Below are 23,847 nucleotides of genomic sequence, written 5' to 3' on the forward strand. Positions count from 1 at the left end.
CGCCATGACTTCACGGCAGGCGGGGCGGCGGATTGGGACCATCGCCGCGGAACACAGGCCCGCGGACCGGAGAAAGCGAGGCGGAGCGCGGCAGTCGGGGAAGCAGAAGAGCGCGCCCCTGGGGCCGAAGGACAGGCGGCGGCTGGGCCAGCTGGTGGCCTGCGGCGCCATCTTCGTGCTGCTGGTGGCGGTCAAGCTGCTGCTGCCGGGGAAGATGGACGCGGTGAACGCCCGGCTGTCCGGCCTGCTGCATCAGAACATGGACGTGCAGGCGGTGTTTTCCGCCGTGGGGGATGCCGTGACCGGGGAACAGGACGTGGGCGGCAGCCTGCGGGAGGTATATCAGGCCGTGTTCCAGCCCCAGGAGGCTGGCGAGGCCGTGGAGACCGCCAGTTCTGCCGGGCCCGCCCTGGCGCTGGAAACGCCCTCCGCCCTGGAAAGCCTCACGGTGTTCCGACCTGCCGCCGGGGACAAAGCGGCGGCGGACAGCGATGCGGCAGAGGCTGCCGACCTGGAGAAAACGGCCGGGACGCAGACTGCCGGAGCGGAGACGGCGGAGGAGACGGGAGCGGAGGTCTCCACTTTGGCCTATGTGCTCTACTCCGACAATAACCTGCCGGAAAACGTGAACCTGGAGCAGGCCCTGCTGGGCTTTGACTACTGCACGCCGGTCATGGGGGTCCTCAGCTCCGGCTTCGGCTACCGGGAGCACCCGGTGGAGGGGGAGGAGCGGTTCCACTACGGCATCGACATCGCCGCCGACACCGGCACGGCCATCGGCTGCTTTGCCGACGGCACCGTCACCGCCGTGGGGGACAGCAGCAGCTACGGCAAGTATCTGATCGTGGAGCACGCGGGGGGCTTTTCCACCCTGTACGCTCATTGCAGCAGGATCATCGCCGCCTCCGGCCAGGCGGTGAAGGAGGGAGAGACCATCGCGGAGGTGGGCCAGACCGGCGTGGCTACGGGACCCCACCTGCACCTGGAGCTGCACCAGGGGGAGCGGTACTTGAACCCCATCTACTATGTGGCCCTTGCGTAAGATGGAGGTGCGGGTGTCCGCGGGCGCCTGCCTGCTGGTGGGGTGGTTCGCCGTGGTGAACGGCTGGCATCTGACGGGGCTGGTCCTGTCCGCCGCGGCCCTCCACGAGCTGGGGCACCTGGCGGCGCTGCGGCTGCTGGGCGGGGCGGTCACGGCCCTGCGGATCAGCGTGTTCGGAGCGGAGCTGGCGGCGGAGGGCGGGCGGCTGTCCTATGGCCGGGAGCTGGCGGCGGTGCTGGCGGGCCCGCTGACGAACCTGCTGGCAGGGCTTGCCCTGGCCCGGCTGGGATATCCGGCGGCGGCCGGCGCCCACCTGGTGCTGTGCGCGTTCAATCTGCTGCCGGTGCGGCCCCTGGACGGGGGACGGGCGCTGTATCTGGCCGCGGCCTGGGCGGCGGGGCCGGCGGCGGGGGAGGCCCTGTGCCGCTGGATCGGAGGCTGCGCCGCGCTGTCTTTAGCCACGGTCCTGGCGTGGGTGATGGTCCGCAGCGGAGGGAGCTTGTGGCTGCTGCCGGCGGCGGTGGGACTGGCCATGGCCGGCGGCCGGGAGCTGCTGTGCGAAAACGGGAAGTTTTTGTGAAATAATGCTTGCATTTGCATCCAGGTTGTGGTATCCTATCAGGGCTACAAAGGGTGGTCCTCTGCCGTGCACGCGCCGATGTGCGCCCATGTGCCGGAGAAAAGCGGCATGAACACCTATATTTTTAGGAGGAACATCCATGGATCTCATCAAGGAACTGAACAAAGAGACTCTGGCAAACGAAGTGCCCCAGGTCAAGATCGGCGACACCGTCCGCGTGCACGTGAAGGTCAAGGAAGGCTCCCGCGAGCGTATCCAGATCTTCGAGGGCACCGTCATCGCCAAGAAGCACGGCGGCATCGAGGAGACCATCACCGTCCGCCGCATCTCTTACGGCGTGGGCGTGGAGAAGGTCTTCCCCATCCACTCTCCCTCCATCGCCACCATCGAGGTGGTCCGCAACGGCGCTGTCCGGCGCGCGAAGCTGTACTACCTGCGCGGCCGCGTTGGCAAGGGCGCCAAGGTCAAGGAGAAGCTCTAAGAGAGACAAAGAGAGAGGCGAAAGCCTCTCTTTTTTGTTGTCCGGGAGAAATCGCGCCGTCCCGCGGGATTTGGCTTGTGATTTGAGCGGTTCTTTGCTATACTATATAAGATTATTCTGGATCACCATGGGTTTCGGCCCGGGGGATCGTTGACCGAGGAGAGACGACATGAGCGAAAACGAACAGGACAAGCGCCTGGAGGAGACCGCCGGGGAGGAACCGGCCAAGGAGGAAAAGAGCGGCCGGGAGGCCTATGAGTGGGTCCAGGCCCTGGTGTGCTCCGTGCTGGCGGTGGTGGTGCTGTTCACCTTCGTCATCCGGCTGATCGGCGTGGACGGCCACTCCATGGTGCCCACCCTCCAGGACGGGGACCGGCTGCTGGTGACCACGTCGCTGCTCAGCGGCGAGTACCGCTACGGAGACATCGTCATCATCCAGAAGGGCACCTTTGCCGACGGCGACCCCATCGTCAAGCGGGTCATCGCCACGGAGGGCCAGACCGTGGACATCGACTTTGCAAACGGCATCGTCTATGTGGACGGCGAGGCTCTGGACGAGCCCTACATCAACGAGCCCACCTACACCGACGAGGGCACGGAGTTCCCCCTGACGGTGCCGGAGGGGTCCATCTTCGTCATGGGCGACAACCGCAACCGCAGCGACGACAGCCGCAACGCGGAGTTGGGCACCGTGGACACCCGGTATGTCATCGGCCGGGCGGTGTTTTTGCTGTTCCCCGGCGCCGACGAGGCGACGGGGAAGCGGAACTTCGGCCGCATCGGCCTGATCGGCGGGGTGGAAGCATGAACATTCAGTGGTATCCCGGTCACATGACCAAGACCCGGCGGATGATCGCCGAGCAGCTGAAGAACGTGGACGCGGTGTGCGAGATCCTGGACGCCCGGATCCCCATTTCCAGCCGGAACCCGGACGTGGATGAGCTGACGGCGGGCAAGCCCCGGCTGGTGGTCCTCAACCGGGTGGACCAGGCGGACCGGTCCTCCACGGACCGCTGGGCCGCCTACTTCCGGAACAGGGGCTACGCGGTGATGGAGTCCGACGCCAGGAGCGGCCAGGGCACCGCCCGGTTCGCCGGGGCGGTCCGGGAGCTGCTGGCGGAGAAGATCCGGGCCTACGAGGAAAAGGGCCAGAACCGGGTGCTGCGGGTGATGATCCTGGGCATCCCCAACGTGGGCAAGTCCACCTTTATCAATCGTGTCGCCGGCCGCAAGACCGCCAAGACCGAGGACCGGCCCGGCGTCACCCGCTCCAAGCAGTGGGTGCCCATCGACCGGAACCTGGAGCTGCTGGACACGCCGGGCATCCTCTGGCCCAAGTTCGAGGACCAGAGCGTAGGGCTGAACCTGGCCTACACCGGCGCTGTCAAGGACGATATCTTAGACACGGAGACCCTGGGCTGTCACCTGATGGCCTACCTGGGGACCCGCTATCCGGTGCCCCTGGCCGCCGCCTACAAGCTGCCCGCCCTTCCCGTGCGGGAGGAAGGGGAGAACGACATCGCCTGGGGCTACCGCCTGCTGGAGGCCGCCGGGCGCAAGCGGGGCTTTTTGATCTCCGGCGGGGAAGTGGACACGGAGCGGATGGCCAGGATCCTGCTGGACGAGTTCCGGGGCGGCAAGCTGGGACGCTTTACCCTGGAGCTGCCGGAGGACCTGTAAGAGCACAGGAGGTGAACGGACCGTGTGGATCGCCAACGCCGCCATGGCGGCCGTGTTCGTGCTGCTGGGCGTGCTCTTTTCCCGGGGAAAGGGCGCCTTTCTGATCGCCGGGTACAACACCGCCTCTGCGGCGGAGAGGGCCCGGTACGATGAAAAGGCCCTGTGCCGCTTTATGGGGAAGCTGATGTTTTTGCTGGCCGCCTGTCAGGCGGTCATGGGTCTGGGCGCGGCCTGGGCCGAGATGTGGCTTTACTGGCTTGGCATCGGACTGTTCCTGGCGTCGGCCCTGGGCGGCGCGATCTACGCCAACACCGGCGGCCGGTTTTTGAAGGGGACGAAGGGGGAGTGACCATGGAGCGCACAGGCAGTGCGGACTGGTCCGAGCGGTCCGCGAAGCTGGCCTTCTGGATGCTGGGCATCCATACCCTGACCCTCTGGGCGGGCCTGAGCTGGGAGGAAGAGCGGGCGTGGCTGCGGCTTGCCCTGCTGGCGGCCTATGCCCTTTGCCTGTGGCTGCTGGACCGGGCCCTCTGGCGTCTCGGCAGCCGCCGGGCCGCCCGCTCCCTGAGCGGCTACTGGCTGGCGGCCACGCTGTGCGCCGGCGCCTGGCTGATCTGGGGCGAGCAGTGGCTGGGCGGCTGCGGCGACATTCTGCTGGTGCTGCTCAGCGCCGCCATCCTGCCGTACGGGCAGATCTTCTCCAGGTACTACGGAGGCTGGCCCTGGGAAAACAGCGGCCTGACCGCCGCCGTGGGGGCCGCCGCGGTGCTGTTTTGGTGCCTTGCGCACCTGCTGTGGTATGTCCGGCTCAGCCGCCGGGGAAGCGCGCCGTGAGCGCGGCGGGCGGGAACACGTTACACCAATACTGCCGGAGGGGTTATGAGCGCTGTCTGCCTTCTGAAGAATTTTGACGGGACCATGCCGCGCCTGGAAGTGCTGCCGGACGGCGGACGGACCCGGGTGCTGCTGCACACGCGGTACTGGGACCGGGAGGACCGGCTGGTTTCCGCGGACGTGGAATTTTCCGATGTGGCGGCGGTGCGGTTTTCCGTGAACTATCTGGGCAGCTCCGCCGGCTCGGAGCTCTTCGGCCTGTATGAGCTGGCCGGTGAGGAGGAAAAGCTGCGGCTGCTGAAGGAGAACTTTGCCGGCCGGCGCCGGGACTTCCTCCTGACCGGCTATGACTGGCAGGCGGAGGACCCCGCGGATCTGCTCAACTGTATGGACCCTCTGGAGCGGTTCGACCCGGCGGACTACCATCTGTACCAGCAGCAGACGGAGGGCGGGGTCTATCAGATCCTGGCCCGGACGTGGAGACTGAAGGAGCGTTGAGCGTGGAGCTTTGGACCTATGAGCGTGAACAGTGGGCCGCGGGGTATGAGACCGTCTGCGGCGTGGACGAGGCAGGGGCCGGGCCCCTGGCGGGGCCGGTGTACGCCGCCGCCGTGATCCTGCCCCGAGAGATCGAGATACCCGGCCTGGACGACTCCAAAAAGCTGACGGAGAAGAAGCGGGAGGCCCTGTACGGCCTCATCACCGCCCAGGCGGTGGCGTACAGTGTGGCCCGGGTCGAGGCGGAGGAGATCGACGAAATGGACATCCTCAACGCCCGGATGCTGGCCATGAACCGGGCCATCGAGGGCCTTTCCCAGACACCGGACCTGTGCCTGATCGACGGCAACCGGGACCACGGCAGTTCCGTGGCTATTACCGCGCCCCACCGGTGCATCGTGGGCGGCGACGGGAAGAGCGCCTCCATCGCGGCGGCCTCCATCCTGGCCAAGGTCAGCCGGGACCGCTATGTGTCCACGGAGCTGGAGGCCCAGTACCCCCAGTATCAGTTTGCAAAGCACAAGGGCTACGGCACGAAGCTGCACTACGCCATGCTGGACCAGTACGGCCCGTGTCCCGCCCACCGGCGGACGTTCCTCAAAAAGTGGGAGGCGCGGAAGCCATGACCGGCCGAAAGGACCTGGGGAACCGGGGCGAGGCCGAGGTGGCCCGCTATCTGCGCAAACGGGGCTGCACGCTGCTGGCCAGCCAGTGGCGCTGCCGGTACGGGGAGCTGGACCTGGTGGCCCGGGACCGCAGCGGCACCGTCTGCTTCGTGGAGGTAAAGCTCCGCCAAACGGGGGGAATGTCTCTGCCCCGGGAGGCGGTGGATCTCCGGAAGCAGCAGCGCCTGCGCAGCGCCGCGGCGCTGTACCTGAGCCAGCACGAGATCGACGCCCCCGCCCGCTTCGACGTGGCGGAGGTCTACACCGACGAAAACCACCGGATCACCGGCGTGACGTATCTTGCGGACGCGTTCCGGTGACCGGCGGAGGAGATAGAAAAATCAATCGTGGAGGTTTTGCCATTATGAAGTATCTGAGCACACGGGACCGCTCCGTCCGCCTGGACGCGGCGGAGGCCATCGAGATGGGACTGAGCCGGGACGGCGGACTGCTGACCCCCTGCGAGATCCCCCAGATCGACGAGGCCTTTTTGAACAGCCTGGTCCACGTCCGCTATCAGGAGCGGGCCGCCAAGGTCATGGCGCTGTACCTGACCGACTACACCGAGGCGGAGCTGCTGACCTTTGCTGAGAACGCCTACGGCCCGGAGAAGTTCGACACCGACGCCGTGGCCCCCGTCCGCACCCTGGACGAGACCACCCACTGCCTGGAGCTGTGGCACGGCCCCACCAGCGCCTTCAAGGACATGGCGCTCCAGATGCTGCCCCAGCTGCTCTCCGCCGCCCTGCGCAAGACCGGGGAGGACAAGACCGTCTGCATCCTGGTGGCCACCTCCGGCGACACCGGCAAGGCCGCCATGGAGGGCTTTGCCGACGTGCCCCAGACCAAGATCATGGTGTTCTATCCCAAGGACGGCGTGTCCCGTGTCCAGGAGACCCAGATGGTGACCCAGGACGGCGAGAACGTAGGCGTGTGCGCCGTGGTGGGCAACTTTGACGACGCCCAGGCCGGCGTGAAGCGCATCTTCTCCGACGCCGCCATCCGGGAGACCCTGGCGCAGCGGGGCTATTTCCTCTCCTCCGCCAACTCCATCAACTGGGGCCGCATCCTGCCCCAGGTGGTCTACTATATCTCCGCCTACTGCGATCTGGTCCGGGACGGCCGGATCGTCATGGGGGACAAGGTGAACTTCTGCGTCCCCACCGGCAACTTCGGCGACATCCTGGCCGCCTACTACGCAAAGCGCATGGGCCTGCCCGTGGGCAAGCTGATCTGCGCCTCCAACTGCAACGACGTGCTGACCGACTTCCTGCGCACCGGCGTCTATGACCGCAACCGCCCCTTCCACACCACCATGAGCCCCTCCATGGACATCCTGATCTCCTCCAACCTGGAGCGGCTGCTGTTCGACCTGGCCGGGGAGAACGACGCCGAGGTCCGCCGCTACATGGACGCTCTGGCGGCCACCGGCCGCTATGAGGTGTCCGATGCCATCAAGAAGGCCCTGGCGGAGCAGTACTGGGGCGGCTTCTGCGACGAGGCCGGCACCACCGCCGCCATCGCGAAATACTACAAGGACTACGGCTACCTGATCGACACCCACACCGCCGTGGCCGCCAGCGTCATGGAGCAGTACCGCGCCGCAAGCGGCGACAAGACCCCCACGGTCTTTGTCTCCACGGCGTCCCCCTACAAGTTCTGCGACAGCGTCCTGAGCGCCATCGGCCAGACCCCCGCGGGCGACGGCGTGGAACTGCTGGACCAGCTGCACGATGTCACCGGCACCGCCGTACCCCGGCGGCTGGCGGCCCTCAAGGGCAAGGCCCGCCGCTTCGACCTGACCTGTGAGAAGCCCGGCATGGACGGCGTGGTGCTGGACTTCCTGAAATAAGAGATCCGCACGGAAGGGAGGGGCGCGTATGGCCCTCTATGCCATCGGGGACCTGCACCTGTCCCTGACGGCCGACAAGTCCATGGAGGTGTTCGGCCCCGCCTGGGAGAACTATGTCAGCCGCATCGAGGCGTCCCTGGGACAGCTCACCGCCGGGGACGTGCTGGTCCTGGCGGGGGACACCTCCTGGGGCATCGACCTTCCCCAGGCGGAGGCGGACTTCCGCTTCCTGGACCAGTTCCCCTGCAAAAAGTACCTCATCAAGGGCAACCATGACTACTGGTGGTCCACGGTGTCCAAGATGAAGAACTTTTTCAACGAGAAGGGCATCACCACGCTGGACTTTCTCCACAACAACTGCGCCCTCTATGGAGACTACGCCCTCTGCGGCACCCGGGGGTGGTTCCTGGAGGAGGACCAGAAGCCTCACAACGCCAAGGTCTTGAACCGGGAGGTGGGACGGCTGGAGGCATCCCTCCGGGCGGCGGAGGGGCGGCCCATCTTCTGCTTCCTCCACTATCCGCCCCTGTACCAGGGCTATCAGTGCCCGGAGATCCTGGAGGCGCTGGAGCGGTACCCGGTGGAGCTGTGCTGCTACGGCCACCTCCACGGGCCCACCATCAAGCGAAGGATGGAGGGGCGGCGGGGGCAGACGGAGTTCTCCCTGATCTCCGCGGACCATCTGGGGTTTGTTCCTAAAAAAATTTGTGAATAATGTAAAAAAGTATGGCTTTTTCGGCCTAACTATGATAAAATACCATTTCGCACCGGCGCCCGACCGGTGATGAACGGAGGAGTAAACGACATGAGTGTGAAAAGCTGCGAAAAAGTAGAGAAAAGCCAGGTCGTGCTGACCATCGAGGTGGGCGCGGCAGAGTTTGAGGCCGCCGTTGAGAAGGCGTATCAGAAGATGCGCCGCAAGATCAATGTGCCCGGCTTCCGCCCCGGCAAGGCCCCCCGGAAGATCATCGAGGGGATGTACGGCGCCGAGGTGTTTTATGAGGAAGCGATCAACGCCGCCTTCCCCGAGGCCTATGAGGCCGCGGTGAAGGAGCAGGAGCTGCAGGTCGTGGGCTATCCCACCGTGGAGCTGGTGGGCGAGTGCACCAAGGAGGGCTTCACCTTCAAGGCCACCGCGCCCGTCTATCCCGAGGTGACCCTGGGCCAGTACAAGGGCCTGTCCGCCCCCAAGGATGAGGTGAAGGTCACCGCCGCCGACGTGGACGAGCGGGTGAAGATCCTCCAGGACCGCAACACCCGTCTGGTGTCCGTGGACCGGGAGGCCAAGGAGGGCGACACCGCCGTCATCGACTTCGAGGGGTTCCTGGACGGCAAGCCCTTTGACGGCGGCAAGGGCACCAACCACAGCCTGGAGCTGGGCTCCCACAGCTTCGTGCCCGGCTTTGAGGAGCAGGTGGTCGGCATGAAGGCCGACGAGGAGAAGGACATCGACATCACCTTCCCCGAGGACTACACCCCCGAGCTGGCCGGCAAGGCCGTGGTGTTCAAGGTGAAGGTCCACGAGGTCAAGGAGAAGGAGGTCCCCGCCCTGGACGACGAGTTCGCCAAGGACGTCAGCGAGTTCGACACCCTCAAGGACCTGAAGGCCGATCTGAAGAAGAAGATCACCGAGGAGCGCCAGAAGGACGCCGACCGCGCCTTTGAGGACGCCCTGATGGAGCAGGTGGCGGAGGGCATCACCGCCGATGTGCCCGACGCCATGGTGGAGGGCCAGGCCCGTCAGTTCCTGGAGAACTTCAAGATGCAGATCGCCCAGCAGGGCATCCCCTATGACCAGTACATGAAGATGACCGGCATGGATGAGCAGAAGCTGCTGGAGGACGCCAAGGAGCCCGCCCTGCGGCAGGTGCGCCTGGATCTGGCCCTGGCCGCCATCATCAAGGCCGAGAACATCGAGGTCTCCGACGAGGAAGTGGAGGCCGAGTTCAAGAAGATGGCCGACCAGTACGGCATGGATCTGGAGATGGTGAAGAAGTACCTCCAGGCCGACCAGGTCAAGGACCAGGTCACCACCCAGAAGGCCGTTGCCGTGGTGGTGGACAGCGCCGTGGCCACCAAGCCGGAGAAGAAGGACGAGGAGAAGAAGCCCGCCCGGAAGTCCAGCAAGAAGGCCGAGGAGGCCGAGGGCGAGGAGAAGAAGCCCGCCCGCAAGAGCGCGAAGAAGGCCGAGGAGACCGAGGGCGAGGAGAAGAAGCCCGCCCGCAAGTCCACCAAGAAGGCCGCTGAGAAAAAAGAGGACGAGGAGAGCGCTGAATCCAAGTGATTCCGGGTATCCTGTCCAATGGTCCGGGGGCGTTCCCGCGAATTTGACAGATTCCCGCACGGCCTTTGTAGTAGGATAGGGGCACGTGCGTTGGCAGGGGCGCCGGCGGCCCGAAAGGGGCGGGGGCGCTTTTGCCATATTCCTGTCCGAGCGCGCCCGGTACACGGCGCAGATTCAAGGAGGTTATACCAATGAGCTTAGTACCCTATGTGGTGGAGCAGACCAACCGCGGCGAGCGGTCCTACGACATCTTCTCCCGCCTGCTGAACGACCGCATCATCTTCCTGGGGGAGGAGGTCAACGCCACCACCGCCAGCCTGGTGGTGGCCCAGATGCTGTATCTGGAGGCCCAGGACCCCGACAAGGATATCCAGTTCTATATCAACAGCCCCGGCGGCTCCGTCACTGACGGCATGGCCATCTACGACACCATGCAGTATGTCAAGTGCGACGTGTCCACCATCTGCATCGGCATGGCCGCCAGCATGGGCGCGTTCCTGCTCTCCTCCGGCGCCAAGGGCAAGCGCTTCGCCCTGCCCAACGCGGAGATCATGATCCACCAGCCCTCCGCCGGCACCCAGGGCAAGGTGACGGATATGGAGATCGATGTGGAGCACTTCCTGCGGATCAAGAAGAATTTGAATGAGATCCTGGCGCAGAATACCGGTAAGACCGCCGAGCAGATCAAGGAGGTCTCTGAGCGGGACAACTGGATGACCGCCCAGGAGGCGCTGGACTTCGGTCTGGTGGACAAGATCATCCGCAACAAAAAATAAGCGCAAATCCTGAAAACGAGGTAATACCATGAACGACGACGGCAAAAAGACCCTGCGGTGCTCCTTCTGCGGCAAGCATGAGAGCCAGGTCCACCGGATGATCCAGGGGCCCGGAGTGCGCATCTGCGACGAGTGCGTGCAGCTTTGCATGAGCATCCTCAACGACGGGTTCGAGGACAGCGGCAGCGGCGCGCTGGAGGATATCCCCGATCAGCTCCCCACGCCCCGGGAGATCAAGGACGTGCTGGACCAGTACGTCATCGGCCAGGACGAGGCCAAGGTGGCCTTGTCCGTGGCGGTCTACAACCACTATAAGCGCATCTTCTTCGGCGGCGACGAGGACGTGGAGCTCCAGAAGAGCAACATTCTCATGCTGGGCCCCACCGGCTCCGGCAAGACCCTGTTTGCCCAGACCCTGGCCCGGATCCTGAAGGTCCCCTTTGCCATCGCCGACGCCACCACCCTCACCGAGGCCGGCTACGTGGGCGACGACGTGGAGAACATCCTGCTGCGGCTGCTGCAGGCGGCGGACTTCGACGTGGAGCGGGCCGAGCACGGCATCATCTACGTGGATGAGATCGACAAGATCGCCCGCAAGAGCGAGAACACCTCCATCACCCGGGACGTGTCCGGCGAGGGCGTGCAGCAGGCGCTTTTGAAGATCGTGGAGGGGACCGTGGCCAACGTGCCGCCCCAGGGCGGCCGCAAGCACCCCCACCAGGAGTTCATCCAGGTCAACACCAAGAACATCCTCTTCATCTGCGGCGGCGCTTTTGACGGTCTGGAGAAGATCATCGAAAAGCGCCTGGACCAGAAGTCCATCGGCTTCGGCGCCAACGTCCAGGGGAAGAAGGACAAGGACATCAGCAAGATTCTCCACGAGGTCCAGCCCCACGACATCCTGAAGTTCGGCCTGATCCCGGAGCTGGTGGGCCGCCTGCCGGTGATCGCGCCCCTCAACGCCCTGCGGCGGGAGGATCTGGTGCGGATCCTGACGGAGCCCAAGAACGCCCTGGTCAAGCAGTACAAGAAGCTGATGGAGTACGACGACGTGGAGCTGGAGTTCGAGCCGGAGGCCCTGGAGGCCATCGCCGACCAGGCCATCGCCCGGAACATCGGCGCCCGGGGCCTGCGGGCCGTCATGGAGGGGATGCTGACCCAGATCATGTACGACGTGCCCTCCGACCCCACCATCGCCAAGGTGGTCATCACCCGGGACTGCGTGGAGGGGAAGGGGCAGCCCGTCCTGACCCACGACCCCCGGAAGATCAACTACTCCGTGAAACTGAACACCGGCAAGGGAGAGGGCAAACCGGTCTCCGGTTCCTCGTCCCCCGCGTCGGCTTCTTAAAGCGCAGAGGGAAGGGACGCGGTGCCCTTCCCCCTGTCTTTTTTCCAAGAAAGGAAACCGCCCATGGAACTGAGCAACTGGAACATCCCCGTCCTGGCCCTCCGGGGCCTGACGGTTTTCCCCCATATGAACCTGACCTTCGATGTGGAGCGGCCCATCTCCATCGCCGCCCTGGAGCGGGCCATGGAGACGGACCAGGACATCTTCCTGGTGACCCAGCGGGAGATCGGCACGGCCGAGCCCGGGGAGGCCGACCTCTATGAGATCGGCACCGTGTCCCACATCTCCCACCTGCTGCGGATGGGCAGCACCGTCCGCTGCGTGGTGGAGGGCAGCCAGCGGGCCCGGCTGAAGCGGCTGTGGCAGACCACGCCCTACCTCCAGGCCAACGTGGAGGCCATCCCCGAGGAGACGTACTCCGAGGCCTTCCAGCGCAGCCCCCGGACCGAGGCCCTGCTGCGCCAGACGTACACCCTCTTCGGGGAGTACGCCCAGATGGCCGGCGGCGTGGCCGACGAGGTCCTCTCCACCGTCATGGACAGCCGGGACCCCGGCTTCCTGGCGGACTACATCGCCCAGAACATCAGCCTGCGGTACACCGACAAGCAGGAGATCCTGGAGGAGTTCTCCCCCTACATCCGCCTGCGCAAGCTCAACGGCTTCCTGGCCCGGGAGAACAACGTCCTGGGCTTCGAGCACGAGATGGAGAGCAAGGTCCGGGACCAGCTGGTCCGCTCCCAGCGGGAGCAGATCCTGCGCACCCAGATCCGGGTCCTCCAGAACGAGCTGGGAGAGAGCGAGGAGACCGAGACCGATGAGCTGACCGCCTACCGGGAGAAGATCACCGCCCTCAAGCTGGACGAGGAGACGGAGAAGCACCTTTTGAAGGAGGTCACGAAGCTCTCCAAGCAGCCCTTCGGCAGCGCCGAGGGGGCCGTCATCCGCAACTACCTGGACGTGTGCCTGGAGATGCCCTGGAACGTGGAGACCCGCGAGCGTCTCAGCGTGGAGGCCGCCCGGAAGGTGCTGGAGAAGGACCACTTCGGTCTGGAAAAGGTGAAGGAGCGGATTTTGGAGACCATCGCCGTCCGGCAGATGAACCCCGACGCCAAGGGGCAGATCCTCTGCCTGGTGGGCCCGCCGGGCGTGGGCAAGACCTCCATCGCCATCTCCGTGGCCAAGGCCCTCAACCGCAAGCTGGCCCGCCTCTCCCTGGGCGGCGTCCGGGACGAGGCCGACATCCGGGGCCACCGCAAGACCTACATAGGCGCCATGCCCGGCCGCATCATCGAGGCCATCAGCCGCGCCGGGTCCATGAACCCGCTGCTGCTGCTGGATGAGATCGACAAGCTGGGCAGCGACTACCGGGGCGACCCGGCGGCGGCGCTGCTGGAGGTGCTGGACGGCGAGCAGAACTACGCCTTCCGGGACCACTTCCTGGAGATTCCCGTGGACCTGACGAAGGTCCTGTTCATCACCACCGCCAACACCACCGACACCATCCCCCGGCCCCTGCTGGACCGGATGGAGGTCATCCGCCTGAGCAGCTACACCGACGAGGAAAAGCTCCAGATCGCCAAGCGCCACCTGCTGCCCAAGCAGCTGGCCGCCCATGGATTGAAGAAGGGCGCGGTGCGCATGGGCGACGACGTGATCCGCGCCATCATCCGGGACTACACCCGGGAGTCCGGCGTCCGCCTGCTGGAGCGGCGGCTGGCGGCGGTGTGCCGCAAGGCCGATATGCGCCTGCTGACAGGCGATGTAAAGCGGATCACCGTTACGGAAAACGACCTTCCCAAGCTGCTGGACTGCCAGCCCTATCCTCCGGCCCTCCACACGGACCGGGAGGAGGTGGGCGTGGTCAACGGCCTGGCCTGGACCGAAGCCGGCGGCGAGATTCTGGAGGTGGAGGTCAACGTCATGGAGGGCTCGGGCAAGCTGGAGCTCACCGGCAACCTGGGCGACGTGATGAAGGAGTCCGCCCAGGCGGCCCTCAGCTGCCTCCGCAGCCGCGCCGCGGCGCTGAACCTGCCCGCCGACTTCCACAAGACCCTGGATATCCACGTCCACTTCCCGGAGGGCGCGGTGCCCAAGGACGGCCCCTCCGCCGGCATCGCCGTGACCACGGCCATGCTTTCCGCCCTGACCGGGCGGAAGATCCGGGCGGGCGTCGCCATGACCGGCGAGGTGACCCTCCGGGGCCGGGTGCTGGCTATCGGCGGACTGAAGGAAAAGACCATGGCCGCCCTGCGCAACGGCATCGGCACGGTCCTGATCCCCAAGGACAACGTCCGGGATCTGGAGGAGATCGACCCCACGGTCCGCTCCGCGCTGCACTTCGTGCCGGTGGAGACGGTGGACCAGGTGTTCGCCGCGGCGCTGTGCCCGGAGGTCTCCGCCCCGGTCCACGAGGAGCGGCCGGTGGCTGCCTTCGCGCCCCTGCCCGGCCGGGAAAACGGGGGAGACGCCGCTCTGCGGCAGTAAAGGAGAACACCTGTACATGGCTTTGAATTTCAACAAAGTGGAGTTCGTCCGCTCCGCCTCCCACCGGGACCACTTCCTGCGGGACGGCCTGCCCCAGTTCGCCTTTGCGGGCCGGTCCAACGTGGGAAAGTCCTCGGTCATCAACCGACTGGTGGGCCGGAAGAACCTGGCCTACGTGGGCGCGTCCCCGGGCAAGACCACCCAGATCAACTACTTCCTGGTGGACAGCCGGGCCTACCTGGTGGACCTGCCGGGGTACGGCTACGCCAAGGTCAGCCAGGCGGAGAAGGAGCGGTGGGGCCGCCTCATGGAGAGCTATTTCCAGGAGGAGACCGGCCGCATCACCGCCGGGGTGCTGATCGTGGACATCCGCCACAAGCCCACGGCCAACGACGTGACCATGCACGACTGGTTCCGCCAGTCCGGCTGCCCGGAGATCATTGTGGCCAACAAGCTGGACAAGCTGAAAAAGAGCCAGATCGAACCGGCCCTGGCGCTGATCCGTGAGACCCTGGAGCTGACGGAGGCCGACGCCCTGGTGCCCTTCTCCGCGGAGAAGGGGGAGGGGAAGGACGCCCTGATCCGGCTGCTGACGGCGGCCGGCGAGCAATAAGACAGCGCGGGGGAACGGCAACGCCGTTCCCCCGCGCCGTCTGTCCGGCCGGTCAGCCCAGTTCCGCCGGAGAGGCGGGGAGATCCCCGCGCGATTCCAGGGGCGTGGTCAGGTACAGCCGCAGCAGCTCCGCCCAGCCCCGCTCCGCGTCGGTGAAGGCGTTGTCTGCCAGGGCGGCATCCAGTGTGGCCAAAGCCTTTTCCAGATCCGCCGGGTACAGGTCCGCGTCGTAGGCGGTGAGGTGGAGGGCGCTGCGCTTTCCGGTCTCATCCGCGCCCTCCGCGGCCAGGGACTTGGAAAAGGTCACCGGGTCGGAGAAGAGGGCACGGGAGAGGATGCGGCAGTAGCCCTCCGTATAGGCCCCGTCCAGCCCCTGGGCGGTGCAGCCCATCTGGAGCCACAGGATCTCGGCGGAGGAGTAGGAAGCCTGGTCCTCCAGCCAGGTCATCAAACCGAAAATGGCGTCGTCCGGATTTTCCGCGCTGCCCATCTGCCGCAGTTCGCCCCAGTCCATATTCGGCAGCAGGCTGAATACGTCCCGCCGGCAGGCGTACCGCTCCTCAGCGGAGAGATTGCTGTCGGTCACCAGCCGGTTCCAGGCGATGTAGACCCTCCGGGTGTCACTGATCTCCTCCCGCTCCGGCTCCTGCAGCGCTGAGAAGTCCGGCTCGCCGTCCGCCAGAGGGAAGCGGGTCACGTTGTTGGGGGCGTAGGCCGTATTCCCTGCGTCCAACATATGCTCCAGCTTGATGCCCGCCACCAGCCCGTCCCGTATATAGAGGCACAGGCTCTGTCCGAAGGTCTCCGGTGTCTGAAAGGCGTAATAGTAGTCGTGCTTCACCAGGGAATACCCGTCCTGCTCCTTGAGGCAGTAGACCAGCTCGTCGCCGTAGGATCGCAGGACATCCTCCTTGGTGTCGCCCACGCCGATGCCACAGGGGGTGGTGTACCCCGGCACGATGGTGGTGATCTTGGTGATGAATTCCCGCTCCGGCGCTTCCGGATCCTGCTCCGGGTCATAACCGGTGTGGAGGTACTCCAGATGCAGGTCCCCGCAGTCCGCCCGGTGGAGGGTGGAGAGGGAGTCGTCCGTATCCAGCACTTCCTCCGGCTCCGTCAGCACCAGGGAGGTGCCGTAGGGGAAAGTGCCCTCCTGAGCGCCCAGGGACAGGTATTCATACCACGCCTGATGTCCCAGCCGGGGGACCTGCCAGGTGAGATAGAACGCCGCGTCCACCGGCTCCGGGATGTCGCTGACCTGCCCCGCTGTGGAGCGGAGGCCCAGGACGATCAGCGTCCCCGTCATGAAGACCAGCAGTGCCAGGACCAGCGCCACTCCGATCCACCAGCCCCGCCGCCGGGGCGGGGGAGGAGGCTCCGGCCCTCCGGCGGCCTCTGCCGGAGCGGGCGGCTCCGGCGTGGCGGTCAGCTCCGCCACGCTGACGCCGAATTCCCGGGCCAGGGCCAGCAAATTCTCCATATCCGGCGCGGCGGCGCCGGTCTCCCACTTGCTCACCGCCTGGCGGCTCACGCCCAGCCGGGCCCCCAGCTCCTCCTGGGAGACGCCCAGGGCCTTTCGATACCCACTGATCCGCTGTCCCAGCGTCATGGACATTCCTCCTTTGCTGGTTCCAGGATAGCAGATTTCCGGGGAAAAGGCCACCACCCGGGTGTCGAATATCGGTTGCGGCGGGAAAAAATCCGGCTCCGGGCCGGAAAACCGCCTCCCGCCCCACGGGGGCGCGCTTGGTTCAGGACCAAAGGGCCGGCCCGGCGCCCCGGCTTTTTCCGGGAAAAACTTCTCGTACCCCCCTATGCAAACGGCGAAAAATACGGTAAAATATAGCCGTTATCATGGACTGCAAGCAGAGGGAGGATTTTACCATGGCAAAGCCTGTTTACAAGCGGGTGCTGCTGAAGGTCAGCGGCGAGGCCCTGGCCGGCGACAAGCACTCCGGCCTGGATTTTGAGGTCATCAGCCAGGTCTGCGATATTCTCAAGGAGTGCCTGGACATGGGCGTCCAGGTGGGTCTGGTCATCGGCGGCGGTAACTTCTGGCGGGGCGCCAAGAACAGCGGCGGCAAGATGGAGCGCACCCGTGCCGACCACATGGGCATGCTGGCCACGGTGATGAACTGCCTGGCCGTGGCGGATGTGTGCGAGCAGAAGGGCATCCCCGTCCGGGTCCAGACCGCCATCGAGATGCGGGCCATCGCCGAGCCCTACATCCGCTCCCGGGCCATCCGGCACCTGGAGAAGGGAAGAGTGGTGATCTTCGGCGCCGGCACCGGCAACCCCTTCTTCTCCACGGACACCGCGGCGGTGCTGCGGGCGGCGGAGATCGGGGCCGACGTGATTTTGCTGGCCAAGAACGTGGACGGCGTGTACAACGCCGACCCGGTGAAGGACCCCACCGCCGTGAAGTACGACTCCATCAGCTACGACGACGTGCTGGCCCAGCACCTGATGGTGATGGACTCCACCGCCACGTCCCTCTCCATGGACAACCACATCCCGGTGCTGCTCTTCGCCCTGAAGGACCCCCGGAACATCATCCGGGCTCTGTGCGGAGAGAACGTGGGCACCATCGTGAAGGAATGACGCGGCGACGCCGCTGCCCCAAGTTTTCGACATGAAAGGAAGGAACACAGGATGTTGAAGGACGAATACAAGAAGTACGAGGACAAGATGCAAAAGAGCATCGACTCTGTGGCCGCCGACTTCGCCTCCGTGCGGGCGGGCCGGGCCAACGCCGCCGTGCTGGACCGGATCATGGTGGACTACTACGGCAGCCCCACCCCCATCCAGCAGATCGCGGCCATCTCCACCCCGGACCCCCGGACGCTGCTGATCCAGCCCTGGGACACCAGCGCCGTCAAGTCCATTGAGAAGGCCATCCAGAACTCCGACCTGGGCATCAATCCCCAGAACGACGGCCGCAGCCTGCGCCTGAGCTTCCCCCAGCTGACCGAGGAGCGCCGCAAGGAGCTGGTCAAGCAGATCCGCAAGTACGCGGAAAACGGCAAGGTGGCCATCCGCAACATCCGCCGGGACGCCATGGACAACTTCAAGAAGCAGGAGAAGAAGGCGGAGATCACCGAGGATGAGATGAAGCAGGTGGAAAAGGACCTGCAGAAGCTCACCGACGACAGCTGCAAGAAGCTGGACGACCTGCTGGCCAAGAAAGAGAAAGAATTGATGGCGGTCTGATGGCAGAACGTATGAGACAAAACGAGACAGGGCAGGCCGCCGGCCTGCCCTGTTCCAAGGAGATGGGGGTCCCCCGGCACATCGCCATCATCATGGACGGCAACGGCCGCTGGGCTACCCGCCGGGGCCTGCCCCGCACCGCCGGCCACAAGGCCGGGGCGGAGACCTTCCGCCGCATCGCCACCTACTGCAAGGAACTAGGTGTGCAGTATCTGACCGTCTACGCCTTCTCCACGGAGAACTGGAAGCGCTCCGAGAGCGAGGTGGGCGCCATCATGCTGCTGCTGAAGAAGTATCTGCTGGAGGCGGTGGACACCATGGAGCGGGACCACATCCGGCTCCACTTCTTCGGGGACATGACCCCCATCGCCCCGGAGCTGCGGGCCCTGGCCCGGGAGACCGACGAGATCACCGAGCACCTGTCCAAGGATGATTTCCAGGCCAACGTCTGCCTCAACTACGGCGGCCGGGACGAGATCCTCCGGGCGGCGCGGCGCTTTGCCGCGGAGTGCGCGGCGGGAGAGAAGCGGCCGGAGGACCTGGACGAGGCGCTGTTCTCCTCCTATCTGGACTCCGCCGGCATCCCGGACCCGGAGCTCATCATCCGGCCCAGCGGGGAGCAGCGGCTTTCGAACTTCCTGCTCTGGCAGTGCGCCTACGCGGAGTTCTACTACACCGACACCCTCTGGCCGGACTTTGACGAGGCGGAGCTGGACCGGGCCATCGCGGCCTATCAAAGCCGCGACAGACGATTTGGAGGCGTGAAAAAATGAGTTCTCTGAAAGCGCGGGTCCTGGTGGCCGTGGTGGGCATCCCCTTTTTGCTGCTGGTGCTGGGCTGGGCCCCGGACTGGGCGACCATGGTGCTGCTGGCCCTGATGTGCGCCGTCGGCGCCTGGGAGCTGATGCACGCCGTGGCCGCTGAGGCGGGGAAGCCCCTGCTCCCGCTGACGGTGCTGGCGGCGGCGCTGGTGCCGGTGTGTGTGTACGGGGAGCAGTCCATCCGGTACGCGAAGCTGACCGCCCTGCCGGTCCTGCCCCTGACGGGGCTGCTGGGGGCGGTGCTGGTGCTGGCGCTGTTCGTAGTGGCCATCCTCCGGTACGACAGGGAGCGGCCCGTGCCCTTTGCCGTCCTGACCGCCGCGGTGTTTGCCGGGCTGGTGTTCCCGCTGATGCTCAGCTGCCTGCTGCGGCTGCGGATGGCATACGGCAGCGAGGGCGGAGAGATCGTCGGCCGGATCATGGTCTTTCTGCCCCTTTGCGTCTCCTTTGGCAGCGATACCCTGGCCTACTTTGTGGGCTGTACCCTGGGTAAACACAGGCTGTCCCCCCGTGTCAGCCCCAAGAAAAGCGTGGAGGGCGCCGTGGGCGGACTGATCGGCGGCGTGCTGGGCACGCTGCTGCTGACCTGGATCGGCGCGCATATCATCACCGACGCGTTCATGGGCCCCCGGGAGATCCTGTTTTTCGGTCTGGTGGGCAGCGCCGTCAGCCAGATCGGGGACCTGAGCTTCTCCGTCATCAAGCGGGAGTTCGGCGTCAAGGACTACGGCCATCTGCTGCCGGGCCACGGCGGCATCCTGGACCGGTTCGACAGCGTGACCTTCGCGGCGCCCTTCGTGTGGCTGCTGTTACAGCTGCTCTGAGGGACGCTTTGCGGATTTTAGGATTGTTTTCAGCATTGAGGAATAGACTATGAGCAAAACGATTTCCATTTTGGGCTCCACCGGTTCCATCGGCCGCCAGACATTGGACGTGGCGGAGCAGATGGGCCTGCGGGTGGCGGCGATCACCGCCCGGTCCAGCGTGGACCGGGTGGAGGAGCAGGTGCGGAAATTCCGTCCGTCCCTGGCGGTCCTCACCGATGAGGCCGCTGCCAGGGATCTGGCCGTGCGGCTGGCGGACACCGGTACGAAGGTGATCGGCGGTCCGGAGGGACTGCTGGAGGCCGCCGTGCTGCCGGAGGCGGACACGGTGGTCACCGCCGTGGTGGGCATGGTGGGCCTGAAGCCGACCCTGGCCGCCATTGAGGCGAAAAAGCGCATCGCTCTTGCCAACAAGGAGACCCTGGTCTGCGCCGGGCAGCTGGTCATGGACGCGGCGGACCGCTTTGGGGCGGAGATCGTGCCGGTGGACAGCGAGCACTCCGCCATCTTCCAGTGCGTTCAGGGCTGCCGCGACCGCCGGGAGATCCGGCGGCTGATTTTGACCTGCTCCGGCGGGCCCTTCTACGGCATGACCAGGGAAGAGGCGGGTCGGATGACCCGGGCGGACGCCCTGCGCCACCCCAACTGGACCATGGGCCCCAAGATCACCGTGGACTGCGCCACGCTGATGAACAAGGGCCTGGAGATCATCGAGGCCATGCGTCTGTACCGCCTGCCTCTCTCCCAGGTGTCGGTGGTGATCCACCGCCAGTCCATTGTCCACTCCCTGGTGGAGTACCGGGACGGCGCCGTGCTGGCCCAGCTGGGCACGCCGGATATGCGCCTGCCCATCCGCTACGCCATGACGTATCCCAACCGGGGCGAGAGCCCGGCGGAGCCCCTGGACCTGCTGACCTGCCCGCCGCTGACCTTTGCCCGGCCGGACCGGGAGGTGTTTCCCTGCCTTTCGCTGGCGGAGGAGGCTGCGGAGGCGGGCGGCACCGCCTGTGCCGTGCTGAACGCCGCCAACGAGGAGGCGGTGGGACTGTTTCTGGCGGAGAAGATCGGCTTTTACGACATTCCCCGCCTGGTGGCCCTGGCCCGGGAGCAGGTGGGCGTGCGGCAGGACCCAGCCCTGGAGGATATCCTGGCGGCGGACGCCGCCGCAAGGGACGTGGTCCGGGCACGATTTTAAGAATTTGAGGAGCAACGCGCATGATTTTGTATATCCTGGCGGCCATTTTGATCTTCGGCGTGCTGATCGCCGTCCACGAGTTCGGCCATTTTATCACCGCCAAGCTCTGCGGCGTGCGGGTCAACGAGTTCTCCATCGGCATGGGGCCCCAGATCTGGGGCCGCACGGTGGGGGAGACGGAGTACTCCCTGCGGGCGCTGCCCATCGGGGGCTTCTGCGCCATGGAGGGAGAGGACAGCACCTCTGACGACGAGCGGTCCCTGACCCGTCAGGGCTTCTGGAAGCAGGCGCTGATCTTCGCCGCCGGGTCCATCATGAATTTCCTGACGGGCCTTTTGATCGTGCTGATCCTGTACAGCGGCACCGCCGCCTTCTACACCACCCAGGTCCTGGACTTCGCGCCGGAGTTCCCCGCCCAGGGGGACGGCGGTCTCCAGCCCGGGGACCAGCTCTGGACCATCAACGGCGAGCGGGTGTATTTGTACAGCGACGTGAGCTTGCTGCTGAGCCTGGACGGCGACGGTCTGGTGGACATGGAGGTCCGCCGGGACGGGGAGGTGGTGGACCTGGGCCAGATCCCCCTGGCCTACGGCACCTACTCCGACGAAAACGGCGAGCCGTACCAGGGACTGGGCTGGACCATCGGTGTGGAAAAGGCCACCCTGGGCGCCAAGCTGCGCACCAGCTGGCTCAACACCATCGACTTTGTGCGGATCGTGCGGCTGAGCTTGCAGATGTTCTTTACCGGCGAGGCCGGGATGGAGGACCTCAGCGGCCCGGTGGGCATCGTCTCCGCCATCACCCAGGTGGGGTCGGAGTCTCCCACCCTCCGGGACGCGGTGGAGAACATCCTGTACTTCGCCGCCATGATCGCCGTGAACCTGGCGGTGATGAACCTGCTGCCCATTCCCGCCCTGGACGGGGGGAAGATCTTCTTTTTGATCGTGGACACCCTGGCCTTCCGCCTGTTCCGGAAGAAGATCCCGGAGAAGTACGAGATGGCCGTCAATACCGCGGGCTTCGTGGTGCTGATGGGCTTCATGGCGGTGGTCACCTTCCAGGATGTGTTCAAGCTGATCCGGTGAGGAGGCGGACGCCGTGACGGACTTTGTGCTGCGGCCCTGGGAGGAGGCGGACGCCGCCTCCCTGGTCCGCTGGGCCGACGACCCGGCCGTGGCTGCCAACCTCCGGGACGTGTTCCCCAGCCCCTACACCCCGGCGGACGCGGCGTGGTTCCTCCGGGACTGCATGGATCGGGAGGGCCGGGACCAGCTGTGCCGGGCCATCGCCCTCGGCGGCGAGGCCGTGGGCTGCGTCACCGTGACCCTCGGCACCGACGTGGGCCGGAGGAGCGCGGAGCTGGGCTACTGGTTGGGCCGGGCCTGGTGGGGCCAGGGCATCATGACGGAGGCGGTGGGGCGGATGTGCCGCCTGGCCTTCTCCGTCTGGGACATCCTCCGCATCCAGGCGGAGGTGTTCGCCCCTAATACCGGCTCCCGCCGGGTGCTGGAAAAAGCCGGGTTCACCCTGGAGGGGACCCGGCGCGCTGCTGTGTACAAAAACGGACAGGTGACGGACGCCTGCGTCTACGCCTTGCTGAAGGAGGAACGGACATGACGAAACGACTGATGGTGGGCGCTGTGCCGGTGGGCGGCGGCGCCCCCGTTTCCATTCAGTCCATGTGCAACACCAAGACCGACGATGTGGACGCCACCGTGGCCCAGACCCTGGCCCTGGAGGCCGCCGGGTGCGAGATCATCCGGGTGGCCATCCCCGACCAGGCGGCGGCGGAGGCGGTGGACAAGATCAAGGAGCGCATCCGCATCCCCCTGATCGCCGACATCCACTTCAACTACAAGTACGCCCTGGCGTGCGCCGAGCGGGGCGTCGACGCCATCCGCATCAACCCCGGCAACATCGGCGGGGAGGACAAGGTCAAGGCCGTGGCGGACATGTGCCGCAGCAAGGGCATCCCCATCCGCATCGGCGTCAACGGCGGGTCTTTGGAAAAGGAGCTGCGGGCCAAGTACGGCGGCGTCACCGCCGAGGCGCTGGTGGAGAGCGCCATGGGCCACGTGGCCCTTCTCAACAAGTTCGACTTTGACGATATCTGCATCTCCGTCAAGTGCTCCGACGTGCCGCTGACCATGGCGGCCTACCGGCTGCTCTCCGAGCGGACGGACTATCCCCTGCACCTGGGCGTCACCGAGGCGGGCACGCCCTCTATGGGGATGGTGAAGTCCGCCATGGGCATCGGCGGCCTGCTGTGCATGGGCATCGGGGACACCATCCGGGTGACGCTGACCGCCGACCCGGTGGAGGAGATCTATGCCGCCAAGAAGATCCTCAGGGCGGCGGGCCTCCGGAAGGAGGGCGTGAACCTGATCGCCTGCCCCACCTGCGGCCGCACCCGCATCGATCTGATTCCCATGGCCGAGGAGGTGGAGCGGCGGCTCATGAACTGCGAAAAGAACATCACTGTGGCGGTGATGGGCTGCGCCGTCAACGGCCCCGGCGAGGCCGCCGCCGCGGACATCGGCATCGCCGGCGGCAAGGGCGAGGGCCTGATCTTCCGGAAAGGGGAGATCCTTTACAAGGTCCCCCAAGAGCAGCTTGTGGACAAGCTGATGGAGGAGATCGAGAAGCTGTGACCGGGC

Annotated in this window: 26 protein-coding genes; 25 read left to right on the top strand and 1 reads right to left on the bottom strand. The window is 65.9% G+C overall.

Annotated features, from left to right (window positions below; all coding sequences use genetic code 11):
* Window positions 1–4 precede the first annotated feature (4 nt).
* From ACVDHE_RS12595 to yihA, 17 genes are all read left to right on the top strand, one after another.
* A complete protein-coding gene (locus ACVDHE_RS12595; protein ID WP_458884756.1) occupies window positions 5–1,042 on the top strand; it encodes a M23 family metallopeptidase in 1,038 nt (345 codons plus the stop codon).
* On the top strand, window positions 1,026–1,622 hold the full coding sequence (locus ACVDHE_RS12600) for a zinc metalloprotease (RefSeq protein ID WP_458884757.1): 597 nt from the start codon (window positions 1,026–1,028) through the stop codon (window positions 1,620–1,622). The genes ACVDHE_RS12595 and ACVDHE_RS12600 overlap by 17 nt, the downstream gene beginning before the upstream one ends.
* 139 nt (window positions 1,623–1,761) lie before the next feature.
* Window positions 1,762–2,103 (top strand): 50S ribosomal protein L19, encoded by a 342-nt coding sequence (rplS, locus tag ACVDHE_RS12605; protein WP_213038314.1) that lies wholly within the window; start codon window positions 1,762–1,764, stop codon window positions 2,101–2,103.
* Between the two features lie 169 nt (window positions 2,104–2,272).
* Window positions 2,273–2,911 carry a signal peptidase I gene (lepB, locus tag ACVDHE_RS12610; protein ID WP_325226214.1) on the top strand — a complete coding sequence of 213 codons (639 nt, stop codon included), beginning with the start codon at window positions 2,273–2,275 and terminating at the stop codon, window positions 2,909–2,911.
* A complete protein-coding gene (gene ylqF / locus ACVDHE_RS12615) occupies window positions 2,908–3,783 on the top strand; it encodes a ribosome biogenesis GTPase YlqF (protein ID WP_458884758.1) in 876 nt (291 codons plus the stop codon). Before lepB ends, ylqF begins: the two co-directional genes overlap by 4 nt.
* A 22-nt stretch (window positions 3,784–3,805) precedes the next feature.
* Complete coding sequence (locus tag ACVDHE_RS12620; protein WP_458884759.1) at window positions 3,806–4,132, top strand: DUF3784 domain-containing protein; 327 nt, start codon at window positions 3,806–3,808, stop codon at window positions 4,130–4,132.
* A gap of 2 nt (window positions 4,133–4,134) precedes the next feature.
* The gene (locus tag ACVDHE_RS12625; RefSeq protein ID WP_458884760.1) at window positions 4,135–4,617 is read left to right on the top strand and encodes a hypothetical protein; all 483 of its coding nucleotides are present in this window, start codon (window positions 4,135–4,137) and stop codon (window positions 4,615–4,617) included.
* Between the two features lie 45 nt (window positions 4,618–4,662).
* Entirely contained in the window at window positions 4,663–5,115 is a 453-nt protein-coding gene (locus ACVDHE_RS12630; RefSeq protein WP_458884761.1) for a hypothetical protein, read from the top strand.
* Window positions 5,116–5,117: 2 nt separating this feature from the next.
* Window positions 5,118–5,741: a ribonuclease HII gene (locus ACVDHE_RS12635; protein WP_458884762.1), complete on the top strand. Its 624-nt coding sequence runs from the start codon at window positions 5,118–5,120 to the stop codon at window positions 5,739–5,741.
* Complete coding sequence (locus ACVDHE_RS12640; protein ID WP_213038320.1) at window positions 5,738–6,100, top strand: YraN family protein; 363 nt, start codon at window positions 5,738–5,740, stop codon at window positions 6,098–6,100. Before ACVDHE_RS12635 ends, ACVDHE_RS12640 begins: the two co-directional genes overlap by 4 nt.
* Before the next feature lie 44 nt (window positions 6,101–6,144).
* Entirely contained in the window at window positions 6,145–7,632 is a 1,488-nt protein-coding gene (gene thrC / locus ACVDHE_RS12645) for a threonine synthase (protein WP_458884763.1), read from the top strand.
* Between the two features lie 28 nt (window positions 7,633–7,660).
* Window positions 7,661–8,347 carry a metallophosphoesterase gene (locus ACVDHE_RS12650; RefSeq protein WP_418725044.1) on the top strand — a complete coding sequence of 229 codons (687 nt, stop codon included), beginning with the start codon at window positions 7,661–7,663 and terminating at the stop codon, window positions 8,345–8,347.
* A gap of 90 nt (window positions 8,348–8,437) precedes the next feature.
* Entirely contained in the window at window positions 8,438–9,916 is a 1,479-nt protein-coding gene (gene tig, locus ACVDHE_RS12655; RefSeq protein ID WP_458884764.1) for a trigger factor, read from the top strand.
* A 191-nt stretch (window positions 9,917–10,107) separates the two neighbouring features.
* Window positions 10,108–10,692 (top strand): ATP-dependent Clp protease proteolytic subunit, encoded by a 585-nt coding sequence (locus tag ACVDHE_RS12660; protein WP_213038324.1) that lies wholly within the window; start codon window positions 10,108–10,110, stop codon window positions 10,690–10,692.
* A 28-nt stretch (window positions 10,693–10,720) separates the two neighbouring features.
* Window positions 10,721–12,043 (top strand): ATP-dependent Clp protease ATP-binding subunit ClpX, encoded by a 1,323-nt coding sequence (clpX, locus tag ACVDHE_RS12665; RefSeq protein WP_458884765.1) that lies wholly within the window; start codon window positions 10,721–10,723, stop codon window positions 12,041–12,043.
* Between the two features lie 63 nt (window positions 12,044–12,106).
* Window positions 12,107–14,527, top strand: a complete 2,421-nt coding sequence (gene lon, locus ACVDHE_RS12670; protein ID WP_458884766.1) for an endopeptidase La — start codon at window positions 12,107–12,109, stop codon at window positions 14,525–14,527.
* Window positions 14,528–14,543: 16 nt separating this feature from the next.
* On the top strand, window positions 14,544–15,140 hold the full coding sequence (yihA, locus tag ACVDHE_RS12675) for a ribosome biogenesis GTP-binding protein YihA/YsxC (RefSeq protein ID WP_325226237.1): 597 nt from the start codon (window positions 14,544–14,546) through the stop codon (window positions 15,138–15,140).
* Window positions 15,141–15,192: 52 nt separating this feature from the next.
* Here the strand turns inward: yihA and ACVDHE_RS12680 are convergent, their stop codons facing one another.
* Window positions 15,193–16,749, bottom strand: a complete 1,557-nt coding sequence (locus tag ACVDHE_RS12680; protein WP_458884767.1) for a helix-turn-helix domain-containing protein — start codon at window positions 16,747–16,749, stop codon at window positions 15,193–15,195.
* 275 nt (window positions 16,750–17,024) lie between these two features.
* Between ACVDHE_RS12680 and pyrH the strand changes: the two genes are divergently transcribed.
* From pyrH to ispG, 8 genes are read left to right on the top strand one after another with little or no spacing between them, the layout of a single operon-like run.
* On the top strand, window positions 17,025–17,741 hold the full coding sequence (gene pyrH, locus ACVDHE_RS12685) for a UMP kinase (RefSeq protein WP_213038329.1): 717 nt from the start codon (window positions 17,025–17,027) through the stop codon (window positions 17,739–17,741).
* 51 nt (window positions 17,742–17,792) lie between these two features.
* Complete coding sequence (gene frr, locus ACVDHE_RS12690) at window positions 17,793–18,350, top strand: ribosome recycling factor (protein WP_325226242.1); 558 nt, start codon at window positions 17,793–17,795, stop codon at window positions 18,348–18,350.
* A gap of 11 nt (window positions 18,351–18,361) precedes the next feature.
* Entirely contained in the window at window positions 18,362–19,123 is a 762-nt protein-coding gene (gene uppS / locus ACVDHE_RS12695; RefSeq protein ID WP_458884768.1) for a polyprenyl diphosphate synthase, read from the top strand.
* On the top strand, window positions 19,120–19,995 hold the full coding sequence (locus ACVDHE_RS12700; protein ID WP_458884769.1) for a phosphatidate cytidylyltransferase: 876 nt from the start codon (window positions 19,120–19,122) through the stop codon (window positions 19,993–19,995). The genes uppS and ACVDHE_RS12700 overlap by 4 nt, the downstream gene beginning before the upstream one ends.
* Before the next feature lie 49 nt (window positions 19,996–20,044).
* Window positions 20,045–21,190, top strand: a complete 1,146-nt coding sequence (locus ACVDHE_RS12705) for a 1-deoxy-D-xylulose-5-phosphate reductoisomerase (RefSeq protein WP_458884770.1) — start codon at window positions 20,045–20,047, stop codon at window positions 21,188–21,190.
* A 20-nt stretch (window positions 21,191–21,210) separates the two neighbouring features.
* A complete protein-coding gene (locus tag ACVDHE_RS12710) occupies window positions 21,211–22,275 on the top strand; it encodes a M50 family metallopeptidase (protein WP_458884771.1) in 1,065 nt (354 codons plus the stop codon).
* Window positions 22,276–22,288: 13 nt separating this feature from the next.
* A complete protein-coding gene (locus ACVDHE_RS12715) occupies window positions 22,289–22,807 on the top strand; it encodes a GNAT family N-acetyltransferase (protein ID WP_213038334.1) in 519 nt (172 codons plus the stop codon).
* Window positions 22,804–23,841, top strand: coding sequence for a flavodoxin-dependent (E)-4-hydroxy-3-methylbut-2-enyl-diphosphate synthase (gene ispG / locus ACVDHE_RS12720; RefSeq protein WP_458884772.1), 1,038 nt, complete (start codon window positions 22,804–22,806; stop codon window positions 23,839–23,841). The genes ACVDHE_RS12715 and ispG overlap by 4 nt, the downstream gene beginning before the upstream one ends.
* The last annotated feature ends 6 nt before the right edge of the window (window positions 23,842–23,847 follow it).

It is taken from the genome of Dysosmobacter sp. Phy (genome assembly GCF_054476235.1).

Excerpts from the sequence above, each read along its gene's own strand:
- ACVDHE_RS12705 (WP_458884770.1), top strand. The coding sequence starts at position 20,045 with ATGAGCAAAACGATTTCCATTTTGGGCTCCACCGGTTCCATCGGCCGC.
- ACVDHE_RS12710 (WP_458884771.1), top strand. The coding sequence starts at position 21,211 with ATGATTTTGTATATCCTGGCGGCCATTTTGATCTTCGGCGTGCTGATC.
- lon (WP_458884766.1), top strand. The coding sequence starts at position 12,107 with ATGGAACTGAGCAACTGGAACATCCCCGTCCTGGCCCTCCGGGGCCTG.
- rplS (WP_213038314.1), top strand. The coding sequence starts at position 1,762 with ATGGATCTCATCAAGGAACTGAACAAAGAGACTCTGGCAAACGAAGTG.
- ylqF (WP_458884758.1), top strand. The coding sequence starts at position 2,908 with ATGAACATTCAGTGGTATCCCGGTCACATGACCAAGACCCGGCGGATG.
- yihA (WP_325226237.1), top strand. The coding sequence starts at position 14,544 with ATGGCTTTGAATTTCAACAAAGTGGAGTTCGTCCGCTCCGCCTCCCAC.
- ACVDHE_RS12680 (WP_458884767.1), bottom strand. The coding sequence starts at position 16,749 with ATGACGCTGGGACAGCGGATCAGTGGGTATCGAAAGGCCCTGGGCGTC.
- ACVDHE_RS12630 (WP_458884761.1), top strand. The coding sequence starts at position 4,663 with ATGAGCGCTGTCTGCCTTCTGAAGAATTTTGACGGGACCATGCCGCGC.
- ACVDHE_RS12660 (WP_213038324.1), top strand. The coding sequence starts at position 10,108 with ATGAGCTTAGTACCCTATGTGGTGGAGCAGACCAACCGCGGCGAGCGG.
- ACVDHE_RS12595 (WP_458884756.1), top strand. The coding sequence starts at position 5 with ATGACTTCACGGCAGGCGGGGCGGCGGATTGGGACCATCGCCGCGGAA.
- tig (WP_458884764.1), top strand. The coding sequence starts at position 8,438 with ATGAGTGTGAAAAGCTGCGAAAAAGTAGAGAAAAGCCAGGTCGTGCTG.
- pyrH (WP_213038329.1), top strand. The coding sequence starts at position 17,025 with ATGGCAAAGCCTGTTTACAAGCGGGTGCTGCTGAAGGTCAGCGGCGAG.
- ACVDHE_RS12650 (WP_418725044.1), top strand. The coding sequence starts at position 7,661 with ATGGCCCTCTATGCCATCGGGGACCTGCACCTGTCCCTGACGGCCGAC.
- lepB (WP_325226214.1), top strand. The coding sequence starts at position 2,273 with ATGAGCGAAAACGAACAGGACAAGCGCCTGGAGGAGACCGCCGGGGAG.
- ACVDHE_RS12640 (WP_213038320.1), top strand. The coding sequence starts at position 5,738 with ATGACCGGCCGAAAGGACCTGGGGAACCGGGGCGAGGCCGAGGTGGCC.
- ACVDHE_RS12625 (WP_458884760.1), top strand. The coding sequence starts at position 4,135 with ATGGAGCGCACAGGCAGTGCGGACTGGTCCGAGCGGTCCGCGAAGCTG.
- thrC (WP_458884763.1), top strand. The coding sequence starts at position 6,145 with ATGAAGTATCTGAGCACACGGGACCGCTCCGTCCGCCTGGACGCGGCG.
- ispG (WP_458884772.1), top strand. The coding sequence starts at position 22,804 with ATGACGAAACGACTGATGGTGGGCGCTGTGCCGGTGGGCGGCGGCGCC.
- clpX (WP_458884765.1), top strand. The coding sequence starts at position 10,721 with ATGAACGACGACGGCAAAAAGACCCTGCGGTGCTCCTTCTGCGGCAAG.
- uppS (WP_458884768.1), top strand. The coding sequence starts at position 18,362 with ATGAGACAAAACGAGACAGGGCAGGCCGCCGGCCTGCCCTGTTCCAAG.
- frr (WP_325226242.1), top strand. The coding sequence starts at position 17,793 with ATGTTGAAGGACGAATACAAGAAGTACGAGGACAAGATGCAAAAGAGC.
- ACVDHE_RS12600 (WP_458884757.1), top strand. The coding sequence starts at position 1,026 with ATGTGGCCCTTGCGTAAGATGGAGGTGCGGGTGTCCGCGGGCGCCTGC.
- ACVDHE_RS12700 (WP_458884769.1), top strand. The coding sequence starts at position 19,120 with ATGAGTTCTCTGAAAGCGCGGGTCCTGGTGGCCGTGGTGGGCATCCCC.